The following is a 16,631-nucleotide window of genomic DNA, read 5'->3' as shown; positions in this document are numbered from 1 at the left end:
TGTTTCCGATTAGGCGCGATTGCGAACGCGAGCGATGTTAGCGCCTTGAGATCCCATTAGGGGTGAGCAACGGCCCGCACCGTGACAGAGTAAGGTCGCTATAAAACCCTTGGGAGGGCCAACCATGCCGAAAACAGCAGATCAAACTCAAGCACAGACCACGCCCCTCGTCGATCTTGGCGCGATATTTGTCTTGTTGGAATTGAGCAAATCGACATGGCTGTTGACAGCTTTATCGCCAGGAAGCGAAAAGATGGTGATGTGAGTTCGTGCCGGCGCTTATACCGATGATCTGTCATCAGGATGCATCATAGATTGGACCGCATTATCTACTGGACCCCATCATGGGAGGGCCGAGTGCCGATCCCGGAGAGAAGCGCGGGCCGCGAAAAGACGTTGAACGCTGCATGAGCCGGACGCAGACAGAGAACACCTGCTCATGTAAAGCAGCGCTTTCGGCTGGAAAGCGCCCCTTTGCAGACATCCAGCGATATCTGTAAATGATCCACTTTCAAGATTTCAGTGAGGACCATAATTTGGAAGACGTTGCCCTACCTGTCCAAAAACAGCTTGAGGCTTACAATGCGCGGGACATTGACGCGTTCATGCGTTGGTGGACAGACGACTGCCAGTATTACGCTTTCCCAACCACTCTGCTTGCTGCAAGCGCTGCGGACATAAGAGCGCGTCACGTCGAGCGGTTCAAAGAGCCTGATCTGCACGGCAAATTGCTCACACGTATCGTTGTAGGGAATGTCGTGATCGATCACGAAACCGTCACGCGAACCTTTCCTCAAGGAAAGGGGGAAATCGACGTGGTCTGCATCTACGAGATCAAGGACAGCAAGATCGCGAAAGCCTGGTTCAAGACCAGCGAGCCGAGACTGCATTTGCCCATTGGTTAACGGATCAAAGAGGTCTGCTTTGGGCGGCTGTGGACGATGGACTAGCCTCGTCCCGCCTTCAAAAAAGGTGCGAAACAGCTTGACCTCAGCCCGCCGATTAGAGAAGCGCCGGCCGGAAAGGACGGGGAAGCGGGAATTCTCGACGCGGTCTCGCCGGAATCAAGGTAGCCGCAGGAGCCTTACATGGCCTCTCGCGGCAAAGAGCCGGCCAAGATGGTGAGCACCACAGCAGGCCTCCATCGCGATAACGCAGGTTGGTAGCTTCTCAACGAATTCAATCAATGTGTGTCGCCGCATTGTCCGGCGGACAACTACAGCGCCGCGGTCATCTACCCCAACAACGCTGCAGCTGTTCTTCCCGATGTCGATGCCCAAGATAGAAATCTGCATGGCTCTGCTCCTTTCCCTTCAAGAAAAGGACATCATACTCGATGTCCTCGGAAGGGCGGGCCATCCCATAACCAACATGACATGCCTTTATTGACACCAACCCCTTCTCAAAACTGCATATAAATGTCGAACGAGTTGATGTTTTGAAAAAGAAAAATATAGATACTGCAATGAGGCAACCTCGATCTTAATGCACGTGGCCAGCGGAAGGTGAATATGCCGAAACCGAAAATGCCCTCTGTCGTCAGCACCGGTATCGCGGGGCTTGACGAAATTCTCCGTGGTGGTCTTCCAGCATCCAATCTTTACATTTTGCAGGGCGCTCCAGGATCGGGCAAAACCACCGCCGCCCTTCAGTTCCTGCGAGCCGGTGTTGCCGCTGGCGAAAGCTGCATTTACGTAACGCTCTCGCAAACGGTTGCCGAGCTGAAGGCGATTGCGGTCTCGCACGGCTGGACACTTGACGGTATTCGTATTGAGGAGCTGGCAACATCCGGCTCTGTAAACGAGGCCGATGATCAAAGCATATTCATGACGTCAGACCTGCGGCTTGACGAGACACGCAAGGCGATTGAGGCCGCGATTGAGGAACATAAACCGCGCCGGCTTGTCTATGATTCGCTTCTCGAAATCCGCTTGATAACGGGAGATTCTCCCCGGTTCCGCCGGGAGTTGATCGCCTTCAAGGCCTTCCTTGCCAAGCAGGATGTTGTGGCGCTGCTGCTTGACACACAGTCGTCAGATTTTGATCGAAGCGGCGAAGAGGTGGAGGGACTGGCCCACGGGGTAATCCGCTTTGACAAGTCGCTGGAGGAGTACGGCGGTGTTCGCCGCCGTGTCGAGATCTCCAAGATGCGCAGCGTGCCGATTGCCGACGGCTATCACGACATGGCGATTAGGGAAGGCGAAGGCGTGGTGATATTCCCTCGAATTATGCCAAGCGCCGCATCGGACGCCGGAAAGCCACAACTGATCAAATCCGGTGTTGCCGAACTTGACGAGATGTTCGGAGGAGGCCAGGAAGCCGGAACGACAACCCTCGTCATCGGTCAAGCCGGGACCGGAAAATCCACGATGTCATCACTGTATGCGACAGCGGCACTTGAACGGGGAGAAAACGTAGCCCTCTTTCTGTTTGAGGAGCGACTGGAAACTTTCTTTCGTCGGTCCGAAGGTCTCGGCATGCAACTCAGGCAGTTTCATAAGGATGGCAGGCTGATACTTCGTGACTTCAATCCCAACGAAATCTCACCGGGTGAATTCGGCCAGATCGTTCAGGATGCCGTGACGCAGAACAAGTCGAAAGTCGTCGTCATTGACAGTCTGACCGGTTACCTCAACTCTTTGCCACACCGGGACAAAGCGGTGCGCGACATTCAGTCCCTGTTAAAGTACCTGGCGCGCTCCGGGGTGTTGACCATGCTCATTGTGGCGCAGCACGGGCTCCTCGGGCAGAATGTCGGGATCGACGTCGATGTGAGCTTCCTCGGCGATACAGTTCTGCTGTTGCGGATCATGGAACATGAAGGGCGCCTCCGTCGGAATATTACTGTAGTGAAGAAGCGTCACGGCCCGCATGATCTGGACGTGCGGGAACTGATCATCGAAAGCGGTAGCGTCAGCGTGGTGGCCTACAACCCGCTTCCCGATCCAAAATGAACGGGCTGTCAAAGGAAAATGAGCGGGACTGGGTGCTGGTCCTTGCCCCGTTTCGAAAAGACGCTGATTACATTGCTGCTCTTTTGCAAGACCAAAAGGTGGGTGTGGTCTCGGCCAAGGTCGATGATGATCTTGAAGGTCTTCTTTGTTCGTCACCAGACATCATCATTGTTACGCACGAGGCGCTCACTCCCTCGGTCTTGACGAAGCTTTCCGACCACTTGAAAGCGCAACCCGATTGGTCAGAAATACCGATCATCGTCCTTCTTGAGAAGACCGCACCGGTGCAAGGCATTCGCGATCGATTACAGGCGGAATGGCCAAAATCCCGCCTTCTATTCCATTTGCGTCCGATCGCGCCGTTGGAGTTAGTCAACGCTGTTCAGTTGAATCTTCTGGTGAGATTACGGCAGCGGCAAGTCCGGGATTCAATCGAACGGGAGAGAGAACTGCGTTTGGAACTGAACCATCGCGTCAAGAACATCCTCGCCACCGTCACCTCCATTTTCCAGATGACGCGAAGAGGCGCTGCATCCGTGGACGAACTGGCGGGTGATTTTGGCGCGCGGCTTCAGGCCCTTTCGGGCGTTCATTCCGCAGTCTTCGAGGCGGGCGGGGAAGAGGTTGGCCTCTCCTTGATCCTGGCGACGACTGTCGCTCCCTATAACGGTGATGGCAGTCGCCGAATTGCCGTTTCCGGACCGGACATAGTTGTGAGCCGGGATGCCGGGACGACCATCGCTCTTTGTGTTCATGAGCTAACGACGAATGCTATCAAATATGGCGCGCTTTCTGTTCCTGAGGGTAGCGTGGAGGTGATTTGGGAAGTAACCGACGATAAGGACCCGCTATTCAGTATGAGCTGGGTTGAACGAGGCGGCCCGCCCGCAGTCGCACCGAGCCGCCAAGGATACGGCACACGCTATATTCGTTCGGCTTTAGGGTCGCTATTTGGCACAGCGTCTGAACTGCAGTTTGACATCCAGGGGTTTCGCTGTCGCGTTGCCGGACCAGTTTCGCGGTTAAAGCCCGAAAAGCAGCTCAGCTAGTGACCTTGCCCCCAAGTTTTATCCAGTTTTGAGTTCGCTCCAGCGGTTTTGTGAGGTGCTCCCCGAATTTGGGCCAGCGGGAGCTGGAATTTTCCGGGGTTAAGACTCGGTGCGGCGGTGGCGCCTATGAGCCGTTCATGAGCGAAATCGGCACTTTGTTGCCTATCGCGCTGTGTGGCCGGAACTCGTTATACAACGAGACGACAGAACACCCACGGGACCGAGGTTCGCGAGCTTTTGTATCCGTGGCATCCCTGGTCGGGGCGCCTCGTTCACGTCCATGAGGCGCTGTCCAAAAGGACGCATATTTTCCGCTGCAGCCTTTCTGGTGCTTCCTCTGATCGACTTCTTGACGTCCCGTCGTGGATGTTCGACCGATCTGTGAGTGGATCCTGGCGCAGCCTTTCGGTTCCGCACGTCGATCTCGCAAGCCTGCATATTTTGGCAAGATTGCTGAAGGACGCTGATGCCTCATCGCAATCTTCGGTAATGGGCGCAGCATTGAGTCGGAGAGATGTCCATGCCTCACCAGCCCATGACATACCAGTTCGATCTGTTCTGGGCCCCGCAGCGGGGAAAGACGGCAGGGATGCCGCAATGGCCGGAGTTGCCGGAGGAAACCCGCCAGGCACTGACGGTGCTCGTCGTGCGGCTGTTCGTCGATCATGCAAGGTGCGAGCGGGTCTCCCAACAGAAGGAGACCGGCCATGATGCATGAGAAGATCGGGCCGCATCATCTGGAGCGGAAGGCCATCCTGTATGTTCGGCAGTCATAAGCTCATCAGGTTCTGCACAATCGAGAAAGCAGCGCCCTCCAGTACGCCATGCGCGACCGGCTGGCAGCGCTTGGATGGTCACAAATAGACACGGTGGATGACAACCTTGGTCGTTCGGCCGCCGGCGGCGTGACCCGCGCTGGATTTGACCGGATGGTGGCGGGAGTCTGCCTTGGCAAGGTTGGCGCCGTGGCCGCGCGTGAGGTATCGCGCTTCGCCCGCAACAGCCGGGACTGGCAGCAACTTATCGAGATGTGCCGTGTTGTTGATACCATCCTGATCGACCAGGAAGCGGTTTATGCACCCCGCCAGAGCAACGACCGTCTGCTTTTGGGGTTGAAGGGCAGCCTCAACGAGTATGAGCTCGATCTCTTGCGTCAGCGTTCCCTGTCCGCCCGCTACGAGAAGGCTCAGTCACGAGCCAAGGCTTCGATCGGGTCAAGTTTTGCCGCATTGCGGGCGGGAAGGAAGCCGAAGATAATTCCAAGGAGGGTCGAGCAGGTAAAGGCCACCATGATGGAGCTCGAGGAGAAAATCATTTTGAAGTCTGGGCTTAGCAAATTGAAAAGAGCGCTGATCCCGAGGGCGAGCATGACTCCCAGGAACCCGCCGACAAGGCAGACCAGAATGGCCTCGATCAGGAACTGGGAGAGGATGTCGCTGCGGCGCGCGCCGACGGCCACACGAACCCCGATCTCCCTGGTGCGCTCGGTCACGGAGACCAGCATGATGTTCATCACGCCGATGCCGCCGACAATCAGCGAGATCACGGCGACTGACGATATCAGCAGCGTCAGGGTTTGCGTGGTGGTCTCGATAGTCTCGCGAATGGTCGCCGAGTTGGTGAGGAAGAAGTCTTTGGCGCCATGCCGACGCTCGACAAGGCGAGAAACTGCGGCCTCGACATTGCCCGGATCGACATCGTCTCTGATACGGACCGTTATGCCGTCGACGTTCGGACGACCCAGCATGCGGCCCATGACGGTTGTGTAAGGCGCATAAACGGTCAACGTATCAACCGCCGGGCCGAAGGAGTTTTCCCGTTTCGTCACACCTACAACCCTCGCCGGCATTGTGCCCAGAAGGATGACCTGCCCCACCGGGTTAACCCGGTCTGGAAACAGGTCTCGCGCAGCGTTTGCATCGATCACCACATTCTGGCTGTAGGCGGTAACGTCCTGGGCGTCGAACAGTTGTCCATGCGCCAGCTCAAGGCCCCGTACGCGAAAGAAGTCCGCGCCGACACCGGTTACTGACGCATTGACGGCCACGGCGGCGCGCTTGACGGTTACGCTCGTCGTGACGGTTGGTGTCACGCTGTCGACATAGGGCTGGTTCACCAGCGCTTCGGCATCGGCGGGAACCAGGGTCCGTATCTTGCCCGCTTCCAGATCGCCAAAACCTTTCCCGGCCCGCACCTCGATGGTGTTGGTGCCGAGTGAACTGATACTGCTCAGGATTTGGTGCTGCGAGCCGGCTCCCAGTGCCGAGATAGCTGCCACCGAGGCGATACCGATGATGATGCCGAGCATGGTCAGAAGCGATCGCATCTTGTGTGCCCAGATTGCCGCGCCCGCCATACGAAAGGCCTCAGTCATCCGGTCAATTGCGCCGCGCCAGCCAGAGCCTGGCGCGTGTTCGCGGATGGGACGGGCCGTCGCGGCGGATTTGGATATATTGCGTTCGTCGGAAATGATAACGCCGTCGCTGATCTCTACAACCCGATCCGCGTGTTCGGCGATCTTCTTGTCGTGAGTGACGAGGATGATGGTGTGCCCCTCGGCGTGAAGCTCGCGCAGGATCTTGATAACTTCGGTGCCACTGTGCGTATCCAGCGCTCCGGTCGGTTCGTCGGCCAGAATTATCTCGCCGCCATTCATCAGGGCGCGGGCGATCGACACCCGCTGCTGCTGGCCGCCCGAAAGCTTGCCCGGGATATTGCCCGTCCGCTCGGCCAGGCCCAGCCGGGTCAACAAGGAGATCGATCGCTTGTGCCGGTCGGATCGGCTGCGTCCGGCATAGATGGCTGGCACCTCGACGTTGCTGGCCGCGCTGAGATCGCCAAGCAGATGATAGCGCTGGAAGATGAAACCAAAACGCTCACGGCGTAGCGCCGCCAGTTCGTCCACGGACATCTTCGACGTCTCGCGCCCTTCGATCCAGTAGCTGCCGTCCGTCGGACGATCGAGGCAGCCAAGGATGTTCATCAGGGTCGACTTGCCGGAGCCAGAAGCACCGATGATGGCCATCATCTCGCCGGCCTCGATGTCGAGGTCGACGTCTTTCAGCACCCGCACCATCTCGTCGCCTGCGGGGAAAGCGCGGGATACCCCACGTACGCGGATCAGTGGTTCCGTCATAGCGCGCCCTATCGCTTCGCCGCGGCCAGTTGAGCCTGGCCATCCGTGCGCTCGTCCGTGGACGCTCCCAGGACGATGGTCTCGCCTGCCTGAAGACCGTTCAGGATCTGGATGTCCGCGCCGTTATCGATGCCGACCTGGCCCTGCCGGATCTGGACCTCACCTATCGCGTCCAGTATGCGCACACGCGCCGTATCGCCGGCCCGGGGCGCCCCTTCCACTGCGCTGAGCGGAACCAGCCCGGTGCCGCTGACGCGGCTGAGAACTATAGACACCTGCGCCGTCATGGAGGGCCGCAGGACCCCGTCCGCATTCGCCACGTCGATCAGCCCGGTGTAATAGACCGCGCCGTTGGTTGAGCCAATCCGGCTCGCGGCGGCGTTGCTCTCGTTGGCGATGGAGGCCGGGGCCGGTTCCACCTGTCGCAACTCCCCATCGAAACGACGCTTCGGATCGCCAAGAATGCTGAACCAGACCGGCAGGCCTCGCCGTACACGCACGACGTCAGCCTCGGAGATATCCGCGCGCACCGTCATTGTGTCCAATCGTGCGATCATGACGATGGTCGGCGCGGTTTGCAGGGCATTCACGGTTTGACCTTCGTCAGTGACGATCGCGACCACTGTGCCGGCGATTGGGGCAGTGATGCGGGTATAGTCCAACTCTATACCCGCAGACTCCAGCGCAACCTGCGCTTGGGCGACCTGAGCGTCCAGCGACTGAACCTCGGCCCGCGCGGTGTCTCGCATGGCAACCGCGGCGTCATACTGCGCGCGCGGCGTGGAACCACCTGCCAGCAGGTCACGCTCGCGCTCGAAATCCTTCTCGGCTTTCACCAGACCGGCGCTGCGCACGGCGTGAACGGCGCGGATGTTGGCCAAAGCGGCCTCGCGGTCCCGCAAGGTGTTGCGCCGGGTCTGGGAAGCGATCTCGGCCACCAATTGGCCAGCCTCGACGATGTCACCGATCTTGACAGCCAGATGCTCAACGCGACCCGACGCCTGGGCGCCGACACGCACCAGCTCGAGCGGTTCGAGAACCCCGTTCGCCAGCACCACCTCTTCAATGTCACCCGTTCGCGCCTGCGCCGTCACCAGTTCAGGCTTCGCCGGCGGACGCAGAAACAGCAGCCAGACGCCCAGCAGACCGACAAGGGTTGCCGCCGCCAGGATGAAACGCTTGCGGGTAATGTGTCGTGTCATTTAGTCGTGGCCCATGCTATTGAAATTTGCGGGCTTTCTCTGTCACGAGAGTTACCTGAAAATTACGGAGAGCGGTCGTCGCGCCTATCCGTTTGGCACGCGCTATAAGATCAACCGATCGGCAAAGAGTGCTTGCAATGTGGATGGCGTGCCAGAGATTGCGCGCGAGACATCAAGCGATCGCGGCCGTGCTCAGCCAACGTCGACGGACGAAGATGCCTCGACCAGTTGGCGCAGACGACGGGCCTACCGTTGCTGGAAAACGCGCTTCTCGCGCCAGCGTACGGCGAATGTGCTGCCCTTGCCTGGAGCGGACGAAAGCTCAACATAGCCGCCGTGACGGGTGACGATCTCGTTGACCATGCTGAGCCCCAAACCCGCACCTGAGCCGTGAGGGCTGACCCGGTAGAACGGTTCGAATATGCGCGATTGCTTATCGCCGGCAATTCCGCAGCCCTGATCGGCGACAGTCACGCTGCCGTCAGCCTCAATACCGACCGATATCTGTCCTCTTCCGCCTCCATACTGGACTGCATTACGGACCAGATTGACGAATGCACGCTCCAGAGCTTCGGCATCCCCGGGAACGAACAGGTTTTCCGCATCGCTATCGAACGAAATCTCGTAACCTTCGGCAATCGCCAGTGGAGCAAGGTCGGCAACCACCTTAGACACAACGCTGTTGAGATCGACAGGCGCATCCTGCTGGGGCTTCTGCCGGTACTTCTCGGTGTCGAGAAGCTGGTTCGCGATTGCTGTAAGTCGCTTGATGGCCGTCTGCAGGTGTGTCTTGTCCGCACCTGGTGAAAGCGTATCGATTCTCACCTGCAGGACAGCAATCGGCGTTCGAAGTTCATGGGCCGCGTTGACGAAGAAGCGTTCCGTGGCCTCGAAGCCGCTATCGAGACGACGCATTGCCCTGTTGATGTCGCGCACCAGACGAAGCACCTCAGTGGGCAAGCCACGCTCTTCCACCAGGGCGCCACGTGTGTCGAGGTCGATCCGGTCGAGGCGCCTGGTCAGATCGCTGAAGGACCGCAAAGCCCAGCGTGTGACAAACGGGACGCCAATCAGGGAGATGGCGACGAGGATCAGCGCCGGCACGCCGATGGCAAGGTTCCCCAGCAGCACGGTCACACCATATTGGGACATGGAAACACCGCCAGCAAAAATCGTCGCCTCACCGGCCTCTGTCTCGAAACGCTCCATGCGGGCGACACTCAACGGATCATTCAGATCACCATGGAGCTCGACACTTCTGAACGTCCGCAGGAATGGCATGTTGTCGGCAATTTTCCCGGGAGGCGCTCCGTGTGCAAGGACAATATCTTTGCCAAGGTCTGCCACGAACCACAGGTCAGGCGCGTCCTCGATAATCTCTTTAAGTTTTGTCGTCGGCACCAGACTGGCCCGGCCATTCGGCTCTAGACGGACCGAGTCTGCGATTTCCTGAGACAGCCAGATGGACGTGATCGCCACATCGGGCTTGAGGCCAGAAAGGAGATAGAAAACCAGGCTGAGCGAGGCGATGACCGCGCAGAGCTGCAGGACAATAAAACCAAACGTGAATCGCCAGCGAAGGGATGTGCTGGTCAGCCTATTTCTGCTCATGAAGATAGTAGCCTATGCCACGAATGTTCTTGATAACAATGTCGGCCTCCGCTTCGCCAAGCTTTCGGCGCAGGCGAGACATGTTGGACTCCAGCGAGTTCGACTGGATCTCATCGTCAAAGGAATAAACTTGACCCTCAAGGGACGAACGCAACACGGTACGACCACGGTTTCTCAAAAGAGTTTCGATGATGAGCAGTTCCCTTCGGGTGAGCGCAAGCCGGACGCCGTTGACATGCACATCGCATGAAACCCGATCATAGGTAACGTTTCCTGCCGACAGGACGAAAGGGCCTGCTGTCGGCACCCGCCTCAGCACAGCGCTCATTCTGGCAATCAGCTCGGGAATTTCGAACGGCTTCGGCAAATAGTCATCGGCGCCGTCATTGAGGCCGGAAATTCGCTCGTCGGTCGACCTCAGAGCGGAGATGATGATCGATCGCGTATTTGAACCCGTGCGGTGCAAATCGGCGAGGAAGGTACTGCCATCGCCATCCGGCAGTTGCCGGTCGATAAGGACAATATCGTAATCCGCCATGGCGATTGCTTCCCGCGCCATCGCCAGATCTCCAACAGCGTCAAATACGATGCCATGCTGCGAGAGGGCCACCCTCAACGCATCCGTCATTTCCGGATCGTCTTCGATAAGTAGAAGTTTCATAGTCGCCTAATCAGTCAAGTCTCGGACCGTCATTCCCGATAGTCTTTACTGCAAAACTACGGCTCTGGTTCAGATAAACTCAACAGTCGTGAGTCCTCACCATCAGGTTGTGGGACATCATGAAACTGCTGCGGACGTGGAGACCGGAGAAACCGAAGTCCGCCCGATATCCTTCTCGCCTTTGACGTGCGCCACCCAGGCCGCAATCTTTATCGGCAGCGACCGTAATGATCCCGGTATCTGCATCCGTAGTCGCGGCGGTCCCGTTGTTCCCAGCGGTCGCGGCGGTTCCTGTCGTTACGTTCGCTGATGTTGCCTACCACTGCCCCTCCCACGCCACCTGCGGCGGCTCCCACTGCAGCGCCTTCCCAAGTGCCGCTTGCCAACCCACCGATGATAGCGCCGCTCGCCGCACCAATGCCCGCGCCCTTTTCCGTCTGGCTGCACGCTGTCAGCGTCAAGCAAACGAGTACGCCTGAAATGATCTTTTTCATGTCTGTCCTTTCGAGCCATCGCCGCTACGGTCGCCCGTCGGCCGTTGAGACGCACCAAGGCGGAGACGTATGGACACCGAAAATTACGTGGAAGTTACGCAGAACCGTCGGTATCGATACCGGTCGAAAGCGCAAATTCGTGTAGGATGTGCGTCTTCGCGATAAGCTATTCTCAGGGAATTCCGCCAGCCTAATCGATAGGCTCCAACGTCGCCGTGTTCATCGCTGCGTTTGAGGATGAGGGGTCGAAATGACTAGAGCAGACCCTTGCCGACGTTCAACCGGCGCGACGAAGGACAGCCTCGAGTCCAATCTGGACATCGACGAGCAACTATGCGCACCGTGAATCATGTCCCTGACACAAGACCTCGAGAAAATTCTGGAAACTGTCCTGCCAACCGACCCCAGCTTTCGGCGGATCGAACAGGCGACGATAGACAGCTGCATTTGTGACACTCGACGATACGCTTTGGAGGGCTCCAGGGAGGCCTTTCTGTTTTCCGCGATGCGCCTGCTCGCACTTCCAGACAACGGACACACACGGCTGATCCCGAACGATTCCATCTCGGTGCTCCCGCTGAGGTTTGTGAGCGTTGGTACGGTGGTGCAGTTGACTGACACGGCGCTGGAAACAACTGCTCCAAGAGGAGAGCTGATAGCAGTCAACGGCACACTTTTGGGCCAAATTGAAGCCGCCGCAGAGAAATTTCTGGCGGGAACGCGCCAGAGGAAACGGGTCATCGGACCGATTCTTTTCGCATGGCCGTATGCATTGGCTCACCTCGGGTTTTCTTCAAAAGAGAATACGACTGAATATCGCGTGAAAGACGAGAACGGTCAGATAACCGATTTGAAAGTGGAGAACGGGCATACGGTTCCTGCATCGATGCTCTACCCGAGAAACGAGCATGGCAAGGCTGATCCGGCCTGGAAACCCGAGAGATTTGTGGAGATTAAGGACTGGCAGGGGCTTGGGCTTTCAATACTATTGCCAAGTTTCTTCGATCCAGGCGAAAGTGCACTGCCGAAAGCCATCTCTGGCGCAGCGGAGCATGTAAGCACCTGCTCGAACAAAAAACTCTTGATTGACGTTCGTGGAAACACCGGGGGTGACTTCCTTCAAACGATGCCCTTGATCGACGCCATCTCTGAAAACGCAAGCAGGCAGGTTGTTGTGCTTGTCGACAAATTCACGTTTTCCGCAGCGATAGTGTTTGTAGCCATCCTCAAGCATCGTTTGGGACGTCGGCTCAAACTCATCGGGGAAGAAATGGGCGACGGGTTGATGTTTTTTGCCGAGGGAGGGTTGCTCGATTTGCCGATCAGTGGAGCGGTCGTTCGATACTCATCAGCCTTTCACGACTGGGAGAACGGAACCAGCAACGAAACCACACCGGCTGAGATTGCGCGGCAAATGGTCCCGGCAGGAAAACTGAATTTGGATTGGGAATGGGTCGTAAGGTCTACTGCTGAGAATGCGCAAGGCCCGTTCTATCAACAAGTTCTAAAGAGCCTGAACGATTAGACGAATGGCGGCTTAGTCCGCTTGGCGAACCAGCAAGCAACGTCGGAACGTCTAAAGCGGCTCGAAGAGCGCGAGGTCATTAACGGTTACCGGGCTGTTATCGATCCTGCTGCGGGAGGACTTGGAAAGATGGCAATTGTTCGCCTGCGCACCACGCACGAATACATCAAAACTTGCCTCAAGCAGTTTTCAGAGATGCCGCAGGTTATCGAGGTCCTCAGGCTGACAGGAGAAGACTGCTTCCATCTGAAAGTGATTGTGCCGTCGCGGGCCGAGCTGGAAAGCATCGTCGATGCTGTTGCGCGCTACGGCTCGGTCACCACGGCAATTGTGTTGCGCAGCGAGCCCGCCAAACGTATCGGGCGTGAGCTGATGATGAAGGGATAGTCTGGCAATAGCCCGAATTTCTGCTTCGGTTTTGCTCCTGCTTTCCGAAGTTGCAAGGGGGTGAAACTGCCGAAGGTGCCACGGCTGCTATTGGCGCATTCCAGTCACGGGATTCGTCGCTTTATGACCAAGACACTCAGCTTCCGGACTTGGAGGTCCTACTCGATAAGCGGGGGGCGATGAACCTGCGTAGAATGGTTCGGACGCACGGGAACCGAAAAGCTCGCCTCGTTGAACCATAAACAGATCAGCACTATTTAGGAGGGATGCGGAAGATCGAGAAGAGTGACATCGAATTGATCAGGACGTGGACGTTATCGCCCGCAATGACGCTCGGATCGTCCGTGCGAGCGAAAGGCATCCTGCAGGAAATGCAGGCCCGACTTCCTGCAACTTCGAAAAAATCGATCAGCCTGGAAGGCAACGAGATCACCCTCGCGATGCCCGCTACCGCGAGGAACTCGTTTGATACCGCGGCGGGAATCGTCTCCCGAGTGATGCTGGAAGCTGAGACCCTTCCCGTGATCCCACGCGAGATACAGGACATCCTGGCCATTAAGACGGGCGAGCGTCATCGCTGGCTTGCGGACGGGCGTCTTACGAGCGCGGGGACGAGAACCGTGCGACTGAACGGCCGTGCCCGGTGGATCACTTTCCACGTCTTCGATCCGAAGATGGTCGAGGACCTTCTCGATCGAGGGGTCGTGGAAGAGTGGCGGGGGGGGGGGGGCGGGGCGAAAGCTGAGAAGCGACAGAAGGCAGCCTATCAGAGGAAGCTGGCTCGATCGCTCGGGAAGAAGTCGAGGATGAACGAGAACCTGGACCATAAGGCCGATGAGGGCGCGGCCGATCTTCGTGGCTGGGAGGCGTTTGGCCGCGATGGGTTCCTTCGGTAGGCAATCACAGCCCAGTTCCGTCTACGGAAGTATACCGCCGTCGGCTATCACCCGGGGGCCGCAATGCAATAGCCGCCTTAGGCAGTCACACACCTTTGTCTCTATCGCCGCTAAGATTGGATTCCGATTCGCTTCTGGCGTCACGGTCCGTCAATGATCGCGACCGCAGGCGATTTTTCGTGGGCGGCTCCGGATTTGCGCTTGGAGCAGATGCCTTCCGGTTGAATGCGCGATGTCCACCCTTCTCTACAATTGCGGCCGCGAAGACATCCAGGTTGATCGCGAACTTCGAATTTTCACCAGCACTCGAACTGCTTGCCTCTAGGTTCAAAACAAGCCGACTCTCGTCATGTCCGCGGCGCCAGTTGCGATCCGCCTTTGCTAACCCTTCCGCTTTCATGAGTTGTGCAAATCCACGCTTGATAATCTCCTCGCATGTCCGCCAGCGCAGCATGTCACTCCTCCTTATGCAATGTCCTGAGATATGCGACGCCTTATCGTTAACCGCATGGAATAGGGTCGCAAAGCTGGAGCCAGTTCTTGGGTCGGCTCTGGACGGAGAAGAAAGTGGTATGCCCTTCCGCCCGCGAGGCTATCAGATAACAGGCCACAATCATGAAATACCTCTAAGCCAGGGAACCAACTGAACGAAATCTCCGTTGCCGTCACGATTATTTCTTCGGAGGCGCGTCATGAAATTCAAGCTGGCTTTAAGCGTAGTCTTAAGCGTTACCTTTACGGCTGCAGTCGCGGAAGCACGGACCCAATTGCATCTTTATGGTACTGTCCCGGTGACAGGTAACCACGTACTTGAGGTTGCCTATCGTGCCGCACTCGACAGGTGCAGCTTCGAAACCTACCCATCATATGACCAGGCGTTTCTCTATGCAGGCGCCTACGGCGCTACCGAGGTGCGCAGTTGCATGTACCGTAAGGGTTTCGTCTTTGAAAATGGTCAGCCTTTTGCATACCCTGTTAGGAAGGTAACCTACCTTTTACGGTAACAAGGTGTTGAAACATCTGATTGCGAGCACGTGATAGTCGCCGTCCAAACGGGAGGCGACTTGATATATTTACGAGGCCTGCCCCCAAGACGCTGTCATTGCCGTTGACTGGCTCGATTGCGTCTTGAAAACCGGCTCTCGAATATCGATTTTCAGGCTAACCTGGAGGTCGGTATGATCTACATTATTTTCGCATTATGCGCGCTCGTGGCGACATTCTTTGCGTGTCGGTACTACGCTGCCAAGACTCTTCTCGTCGAACATGAAATCGACAAAGCTATCGCGCGGCGATTTTCATCCAGCCAGAAGGCTCTCGAGCTTGCGAAACTGCGAGAGGAAAACGTCGTTATCCGAAATCTCTTGCTCGACCTTCTGGAGAACGAAGCGGCTTTTCCAGTTCAGCCGGCAACGGTATCGAAGGACGATTTACGCAGGATGAGCGCCGCCAAGATCCAGCGGTATCGCGAGATACTGGCCGAAAGTCGGCATTTCCTGCAACAGCGTAACGCCACAGACGTTTTCGAACACTCCAGCTCATTGAAGGCTGCCCAACGGAGGATGTGAGGTTAGAAAAGGTCGAGCAGAAAACTTCAGAAAGCCGGCTCCCGAAAGGACGCCTGCTGCCGGCCTAAAGTCCTTTTGGGATGCAACCTTCTCGAAAAAATGGTCCAGCCTGAACCACCTGGAACTCTCTACGCCATTTTAATATCAGGATAGTGACCGTCGACTTGTGCCATAAATGGTGCGAAGCGGAAAGCCGCAGTTACACGGAAGCTCAGAAGGAACCCAAATGTCGATCACTGTGCAGAGAACAATTCCTGCCGAGCGAATGCTCCAGTTCCACCAAATGGTTGATCGGTGGCTGGGAGAAGGTCCGATCAAGCTTGCGACGAATGCAACGATAACCGCAATGGACAATGCCGGCATCCCCAAGGCCGAACAGGCGGCGATTATCGAGGATCGGGATATCATCATGAAATACAATATGCGCCTTGGTGTAATCAGCGAGGTATTTGGCCCAGCCATTGATAAAGCAGTGGGGTCGTATCGTTCGGGAAGTGAGGCCCAGGATGAAATCGCTCGGTTGATTGTGACCGCAATCGGTATCCGTCAGGACGATGACAGTGAACTGATCACATTCACCTTCACGACCCAAGCCGAAGCAGATGTATTCGACAAATCTACCTGACGGACTGCGTGTCCTGTCGCTCTTGTGTCTTTTTCGCTGACAAGTGAAAATGCAGCGGCCCGGTTCAGCGTCGCCTGACGCTGATGTTGCGACCGCGCACTCGGAACTCATGACGACGTTGCTTCTGTCGGTATTATCGCGAATGCCGGTAGAGCATCTCCATCTGCCGCTGACGGGTGAATCAAGGCTCGCGCATATTGCGTCGGAACTGGCGGATAATCCGTCCGATCGCAGTACGATGGCGCAATGGGCAAAACGAGTGGCGATGAGTGAGAATTCGCTCGCCCGTCTTGTTCACAGTAAGCGGCAAGGAGACCCCATCTGGCGCGGCTGATGCTGAGTAGGGTATGTCGGGCATACGAGTTCTCTGAATGTGAGGATTTATGTCTAGACCTGCGGCTAGCCTTGGGTTGATGCGAATGATCGAGGCGGTGCCCGATCGCCTTGACGGGGCGCCGCGACAGTTGCGGCGGGTCTGGTCCGACGAATTCAAGGCCACAGCGGTTGAGCAGGCATGTCAGCC

15 protein-coding genes and 5 pseudogenes are annotated in these 16,631 nt (G+C 57.1%); 13 read left to right on the top strand and 7 right to left on the bottom strand.

The window, feature by feature from the left end:
• Positions 1-124: 124 nt before the first annotated feature.
• Both ASB65_RS28300 and ASB65_RS18825 read left to right on the top strand, forming a co-directional pair.
• A pseudogene (locus ASB65_RS28300) lies at positions 125-256 on the top strand (IS110 family transposase); the annotation flags it as partial.
• A 244-nt stretch (positions 257-500) separates the two neighbouring features.
• Complete coding sequence (locus tag ASB65_RS18825; protein WP_060725026.1) at positions 501-905, top strand: nuclear transport factor 2 family protein; 405 nt, start codon at positions 501-503, stop codon at positions 903-905.
• A 171-nt stretch (positions 906-1,076) separates the two neighbouring features.
• On the opposite strand, the pseudogene ASB65_RS28980 reads toward ASB65_RS18825, so the two are convergent.
• Positions 1,077-1,295, bottom strand: a pseudogene (locus ASB65_RS28980) (IS110 family transposase); the annotation flags it as partial.
• A 216-nt stretch (positions 1,296-1,511) separates the two neighbouring features.
• Here ASB65_RS28980 and ASB65_RS18815 point away from each other — a divergent pair.
• The 4 genes and pseudogenes from ASB65_RS18815 to ASB65_RS28975 form a co-directional block, all read left to right on the top strand.
• Positions 1,512-2,954, top strand: a complete 1,443-nt coding sequence (locus ASB65_RS18815) for an ATPase domain-containing protein (protein ID WP_060725024.1) — start codon at positions 1,512-1,514, stop codon at positions 2,952-2,954.
• Positions 2,951-4,003: a sensor histidine kinase gene (locus tag ASB65_RS18810; protein ID WP_060725023.1), complete on the top strand. Its 1,053-nt coding sequence runs from the start codon at positions 2,951-2,953 to the stop codon at positions 4,001-4,003. Before ASB65_RS18815 ends, ASB65_RS18810 begins: the two co-directional genes overlap by 4 nt.
• A 520-nt stretch (positions 4,004-4,523) precedes the next feature.
• The gene (locus ASB65_RS18805; RefSeq protein ID WP_060725022.1) at positions 4,524-4,721 is read left to right on the top strand and encodes a hypothetical protein; all 198 of its coding nucleotides are present in this window, start codon (positions 4,524-4,526) and stop codon (positions 4,719-4,721) included.
• Positions 4,722-4,827: 106 nt separating this feature from the next.
• Positions 4,828-5,136, top strand: a pseudogene (locus ASB65_RS28975) (recombinase family protein); the annotation flags it as partial.
• Between the two features lie 53 nt (positions 5,137-5,189).
• Here the strand turns inward: ASB65_RS28975 and ASB65_RS18800 are convergent.
• The 5 genes from ASB65_RS18800 to ASB65_RS18780 form a co-directional block, all read right to left on the bottom strand.
• On the bottom strand, positions 5,190-7,139 hold the full coding sequence (locus tag ASB65_RS18800) for a MacB family efflux pump subunit (RefSeq protein WP_060725021.1): 1,950 nt from the start codon (positions 7,137-7,139) through the stop codon (positions 5,190-5,192).
• An 8-nt stretch (positions 7,140-7,147) separates the two neighbouring features.
• Positions 7,148-8,341: an efflux RND transporter periplasmic adaptor subunit gene (locus tag ASB65_RS18795; protein WP_060725020.1), complete on the bottom strand. Its 1,194-nt coding sequence runs from the start codon at positions 8,339-8,341 to the stop codon at positions 7,148-7,150.
• A gap of 246 nt (positions 8,342-8,587) precedes the next feature.
• A complete protein-coding gene (locus tag ASB65_RS18790; protein ID WP_236734569.1) occupies positions 8,588-9,952 on the bottom strand; it encodes a sensor histidine kinase in 1,365 nt (454 codons plus the stop codon).
• On the bottom strand, positions 9,939-10,613 hold the full coding sequence (locus ASB65_RS18785) for a response regulator transcription factor (RefSeq protein WP_060725019.1): 675 nt from the start codon (positions 10,611-10,613) through the stop codon (positions 9,939-9,941). Before ASB65_RS18785 ends, ASB65_RS18790 begins: the two co-directional genes overlap by 14 nt.
• 209 nt (positions 10,614-10,822) lie before the next feature.
• A complete protein-coding gene (locus ASB65_RS18780; RefSeq protein WP_003524016.1) occupies positions 10,823-11,107 on the bottom strand; it encodes a YMGG-like glycine zipper-containing protein in 285 nt (94 codons plus the stop codon).
• Positions 11,108-11,456: 349 nt separating this feature from the next.
• Between ASB65_RS18780 and ASB65_RS18775 the strand changes: the two genes are divergently transcribed.
• From ASB65_RS18775 to ASB65_RS18765, 3 genes and pseudogenes are all read left to right on the top strand, one after another.
• Entirely contained in the window at positions 11,457-12,632 is a 1,176-nt protein-coding gene (locus ASB65_RS18775) for a hypothetical protein (protein ID WP_060725018.1), read from the top strand.
• 27 nt (positions 12,633-12,659) lie between these two features.
• Positions 12,660-13,019: pseudogene (locus ASB65_RS18770) on the top strand (Lrp/AsnC family transcriptional regulator); the annotation flags it as partial.
• 266 nt (positions 13,020-13,285) lie between these two features.
• Positions 13,286-13,915: a hypothetical protein gene (locus ASB65_RS18765; RefSeq protein WP_060725017.1), complete on the top strand. Its 630-nt coding sequence runs from the start codon at positions 13,286-13,288 to the stop codon at positions 13,913-13,915.
• Positions 13,916-14,000: 85 nt separating this feature from the next.
• Here the strand turns inward: ASB65_RS18765 and ASB65_RS18760 are convergent, their stop codons facing one another.
• Entirely contained in the window at positions 14,001-14,369 is a 369-nt protein-coding gene (locus tag ASB65_RS18760; RefSeq protein ID WP_060725016.1) for a hypothetical protein, read from the bottom strand.
• A 238-nt stretch (positions 14,370-14,607) separates the two neighbouring features.
• Here ASB65_RS18760 and ASB65_RS18755 point away from each other — a divergent pair, with 238 nt between their 5' ends.
• The 4 genes and pseudogenes from ASB65_RS18755 to ASB65_RS27560 all read left to right on the top strand — a co-directional run.
• On the top strand, positions 14,608-14,919 hold the full coding sequence (locus tag ASB65_RS18755) for a hypothetical protein (RefSeq protein ID WP_060725015.1): 312 nt from the start codon (positions 14,608-14,610) through the stop codon (positions 14,917-14,919).
• A 174-nt stretch (positions 14,920-15,093) separates the two neighbouring features.
• The gene (locus ASB65_RS18750; protein WP_060725014.1) at positions 15,094-15,483 is read left to right on the top strand and encodes a hypothetical protein; all 390 of its coding nucleotides are present in this window, start codon (positions 15,094-15,096) and stop codon (positions 15,481-15,483) included.
• Positions 15,484-15,709: 226 nt separating this feature from the next.
• A complete protein-coding gene (locus ASB65_RS18745) occupies positions 15,710-16,108 on the top strand; it encodes a hypothetical protein (RefSeq protein ID WP_060725013.1) in 399 nt (132 codons plus the stop codon).
• 85 nt (positions 16,109-16,193) lie between these two features.
• A pseudogene (locus ASB65_RS27560) lies at positions 16,194-16,412 on the top strand (AraC family transcriptional regulator); the annotation flags it as partial.
• Between the last annotated feature and the right edge of the window lie 219 nt (positions 16,413-16,631).

The organism is Agrobacterium tumefaciens str. B6 (assembly GCF_001541315.1).
GTDB classification, from domain to species: domain Bacteria; phylum Pseudomonadota; class Alphaproteobacteria; order Rhizobiales; family Rhizobiaceae; genus Agrobacterium; species Agrobacterium radiobacter.
Note: the sequence above shows the minus strand (reverse complement) of the source record. Positions and strands in the feature narration are given on the sequence as shown.

Coding starts and splice junctions, on each gene's coding strand:
- ASB65_RS18825 (WP_060725026.1), top strand. CDS start 501: ATGATCCACTTTCAAGATTTCAGTGAGGACCATAATTTGGAAGACGTT.
- ASB65_RS18815 (WP_060725024.1), top strand. CDS start 1,512: ATGCCGAAACCGAAAATGCCCTCTGTCGTCAGCACCGGTATCGCGGGG.
- ASB65_RS18810 (WP_060725023.1), top strand. CDS start 2,951: ATGAACGGGCTGTCAAAGGAAAATGAGCGGGACTGGGTGCTGGTCCTT.
- ASB65_RS18805 (WP_060725022.1), top strand. CDS start 4,524: ATGCCTCACCAGCCCATGACATACCAGTTCGATCTGTTCTGGGCCCCG.
- ASB65_RS18800 (WP_060725021.1), bottom strand. CDS start 7,139: ATGACGGAACCACTGATCCGCGTACGTGGGGTATCCCGCGCTTTCCCC.
- ASB65_RS18795 (WP_060725020.1), bottom strand. CDS start 8,341: ATGACACGACACATTACCCGCAAGCGTTTCATCCTGGCGGCGGCAACC.
- ASB65_RS18790 (WP_236734569.1), bottom strand. CDS start 9,952: ATGAGCAGAAATAGGCTGACCAGCACATCCCTTCGCTGGCGATTCACG.
- ASB65_RS18785 (WP_060725019.1), bottom strand. CDS start 10,613: ATGAAACTTCTACTTATCGAAGACGATCCGGAAATGACGGATGCGTTG.
- ASB65_RS18780 (WP_003524016.1), bottom strand. CDS start 11,107: ATGAAAAAGATCATTTCAGGCGTACTCGTTTGCTTGACGCTGACAGCG.
- ASB65_RS18775 (WP_060725018.1), top strand. CDS start 11,457: ATGTCCCTGACACAAGACCTCGAGAAAATTCTGGAAACTGTCCTGCCA.
- ASB65_RS18765 (WP_060725017.1), top strand. CDS start 13,286: ATGCGGAAGATCGAGAAGAGTGACATCGAATTGATCAGGACGTGGACG.
- ASB65_RS18760 (WP_060725016.1), bottom strand. CDS start 14,369: ATGCTGCGCTGGCGGACATGCGAGGAGATTATCAAGCGTGGATTTGCA.
- ASB65_RS18755 (WP_060725015.1), top strand. CDS start 14,608: ATGAAATTCAAGCTGGCTTTAAGCGTAGTCTTAAGCGTTACCTTTACG.
- ASB65_RS18750 (WP_060725014.1), top strand. CDS start 15,094: ATGATCTACATTATTTTCGCATTATGCGCGCTCGTGGCGACATTCTTT.
- ASB65_RS18745 (WP_060725013.1), top strand. CDS start 15,710: ATGTCGATCACTGTGCAGAGAACAATTCCTGCCGAGCGAATGCTCCAG.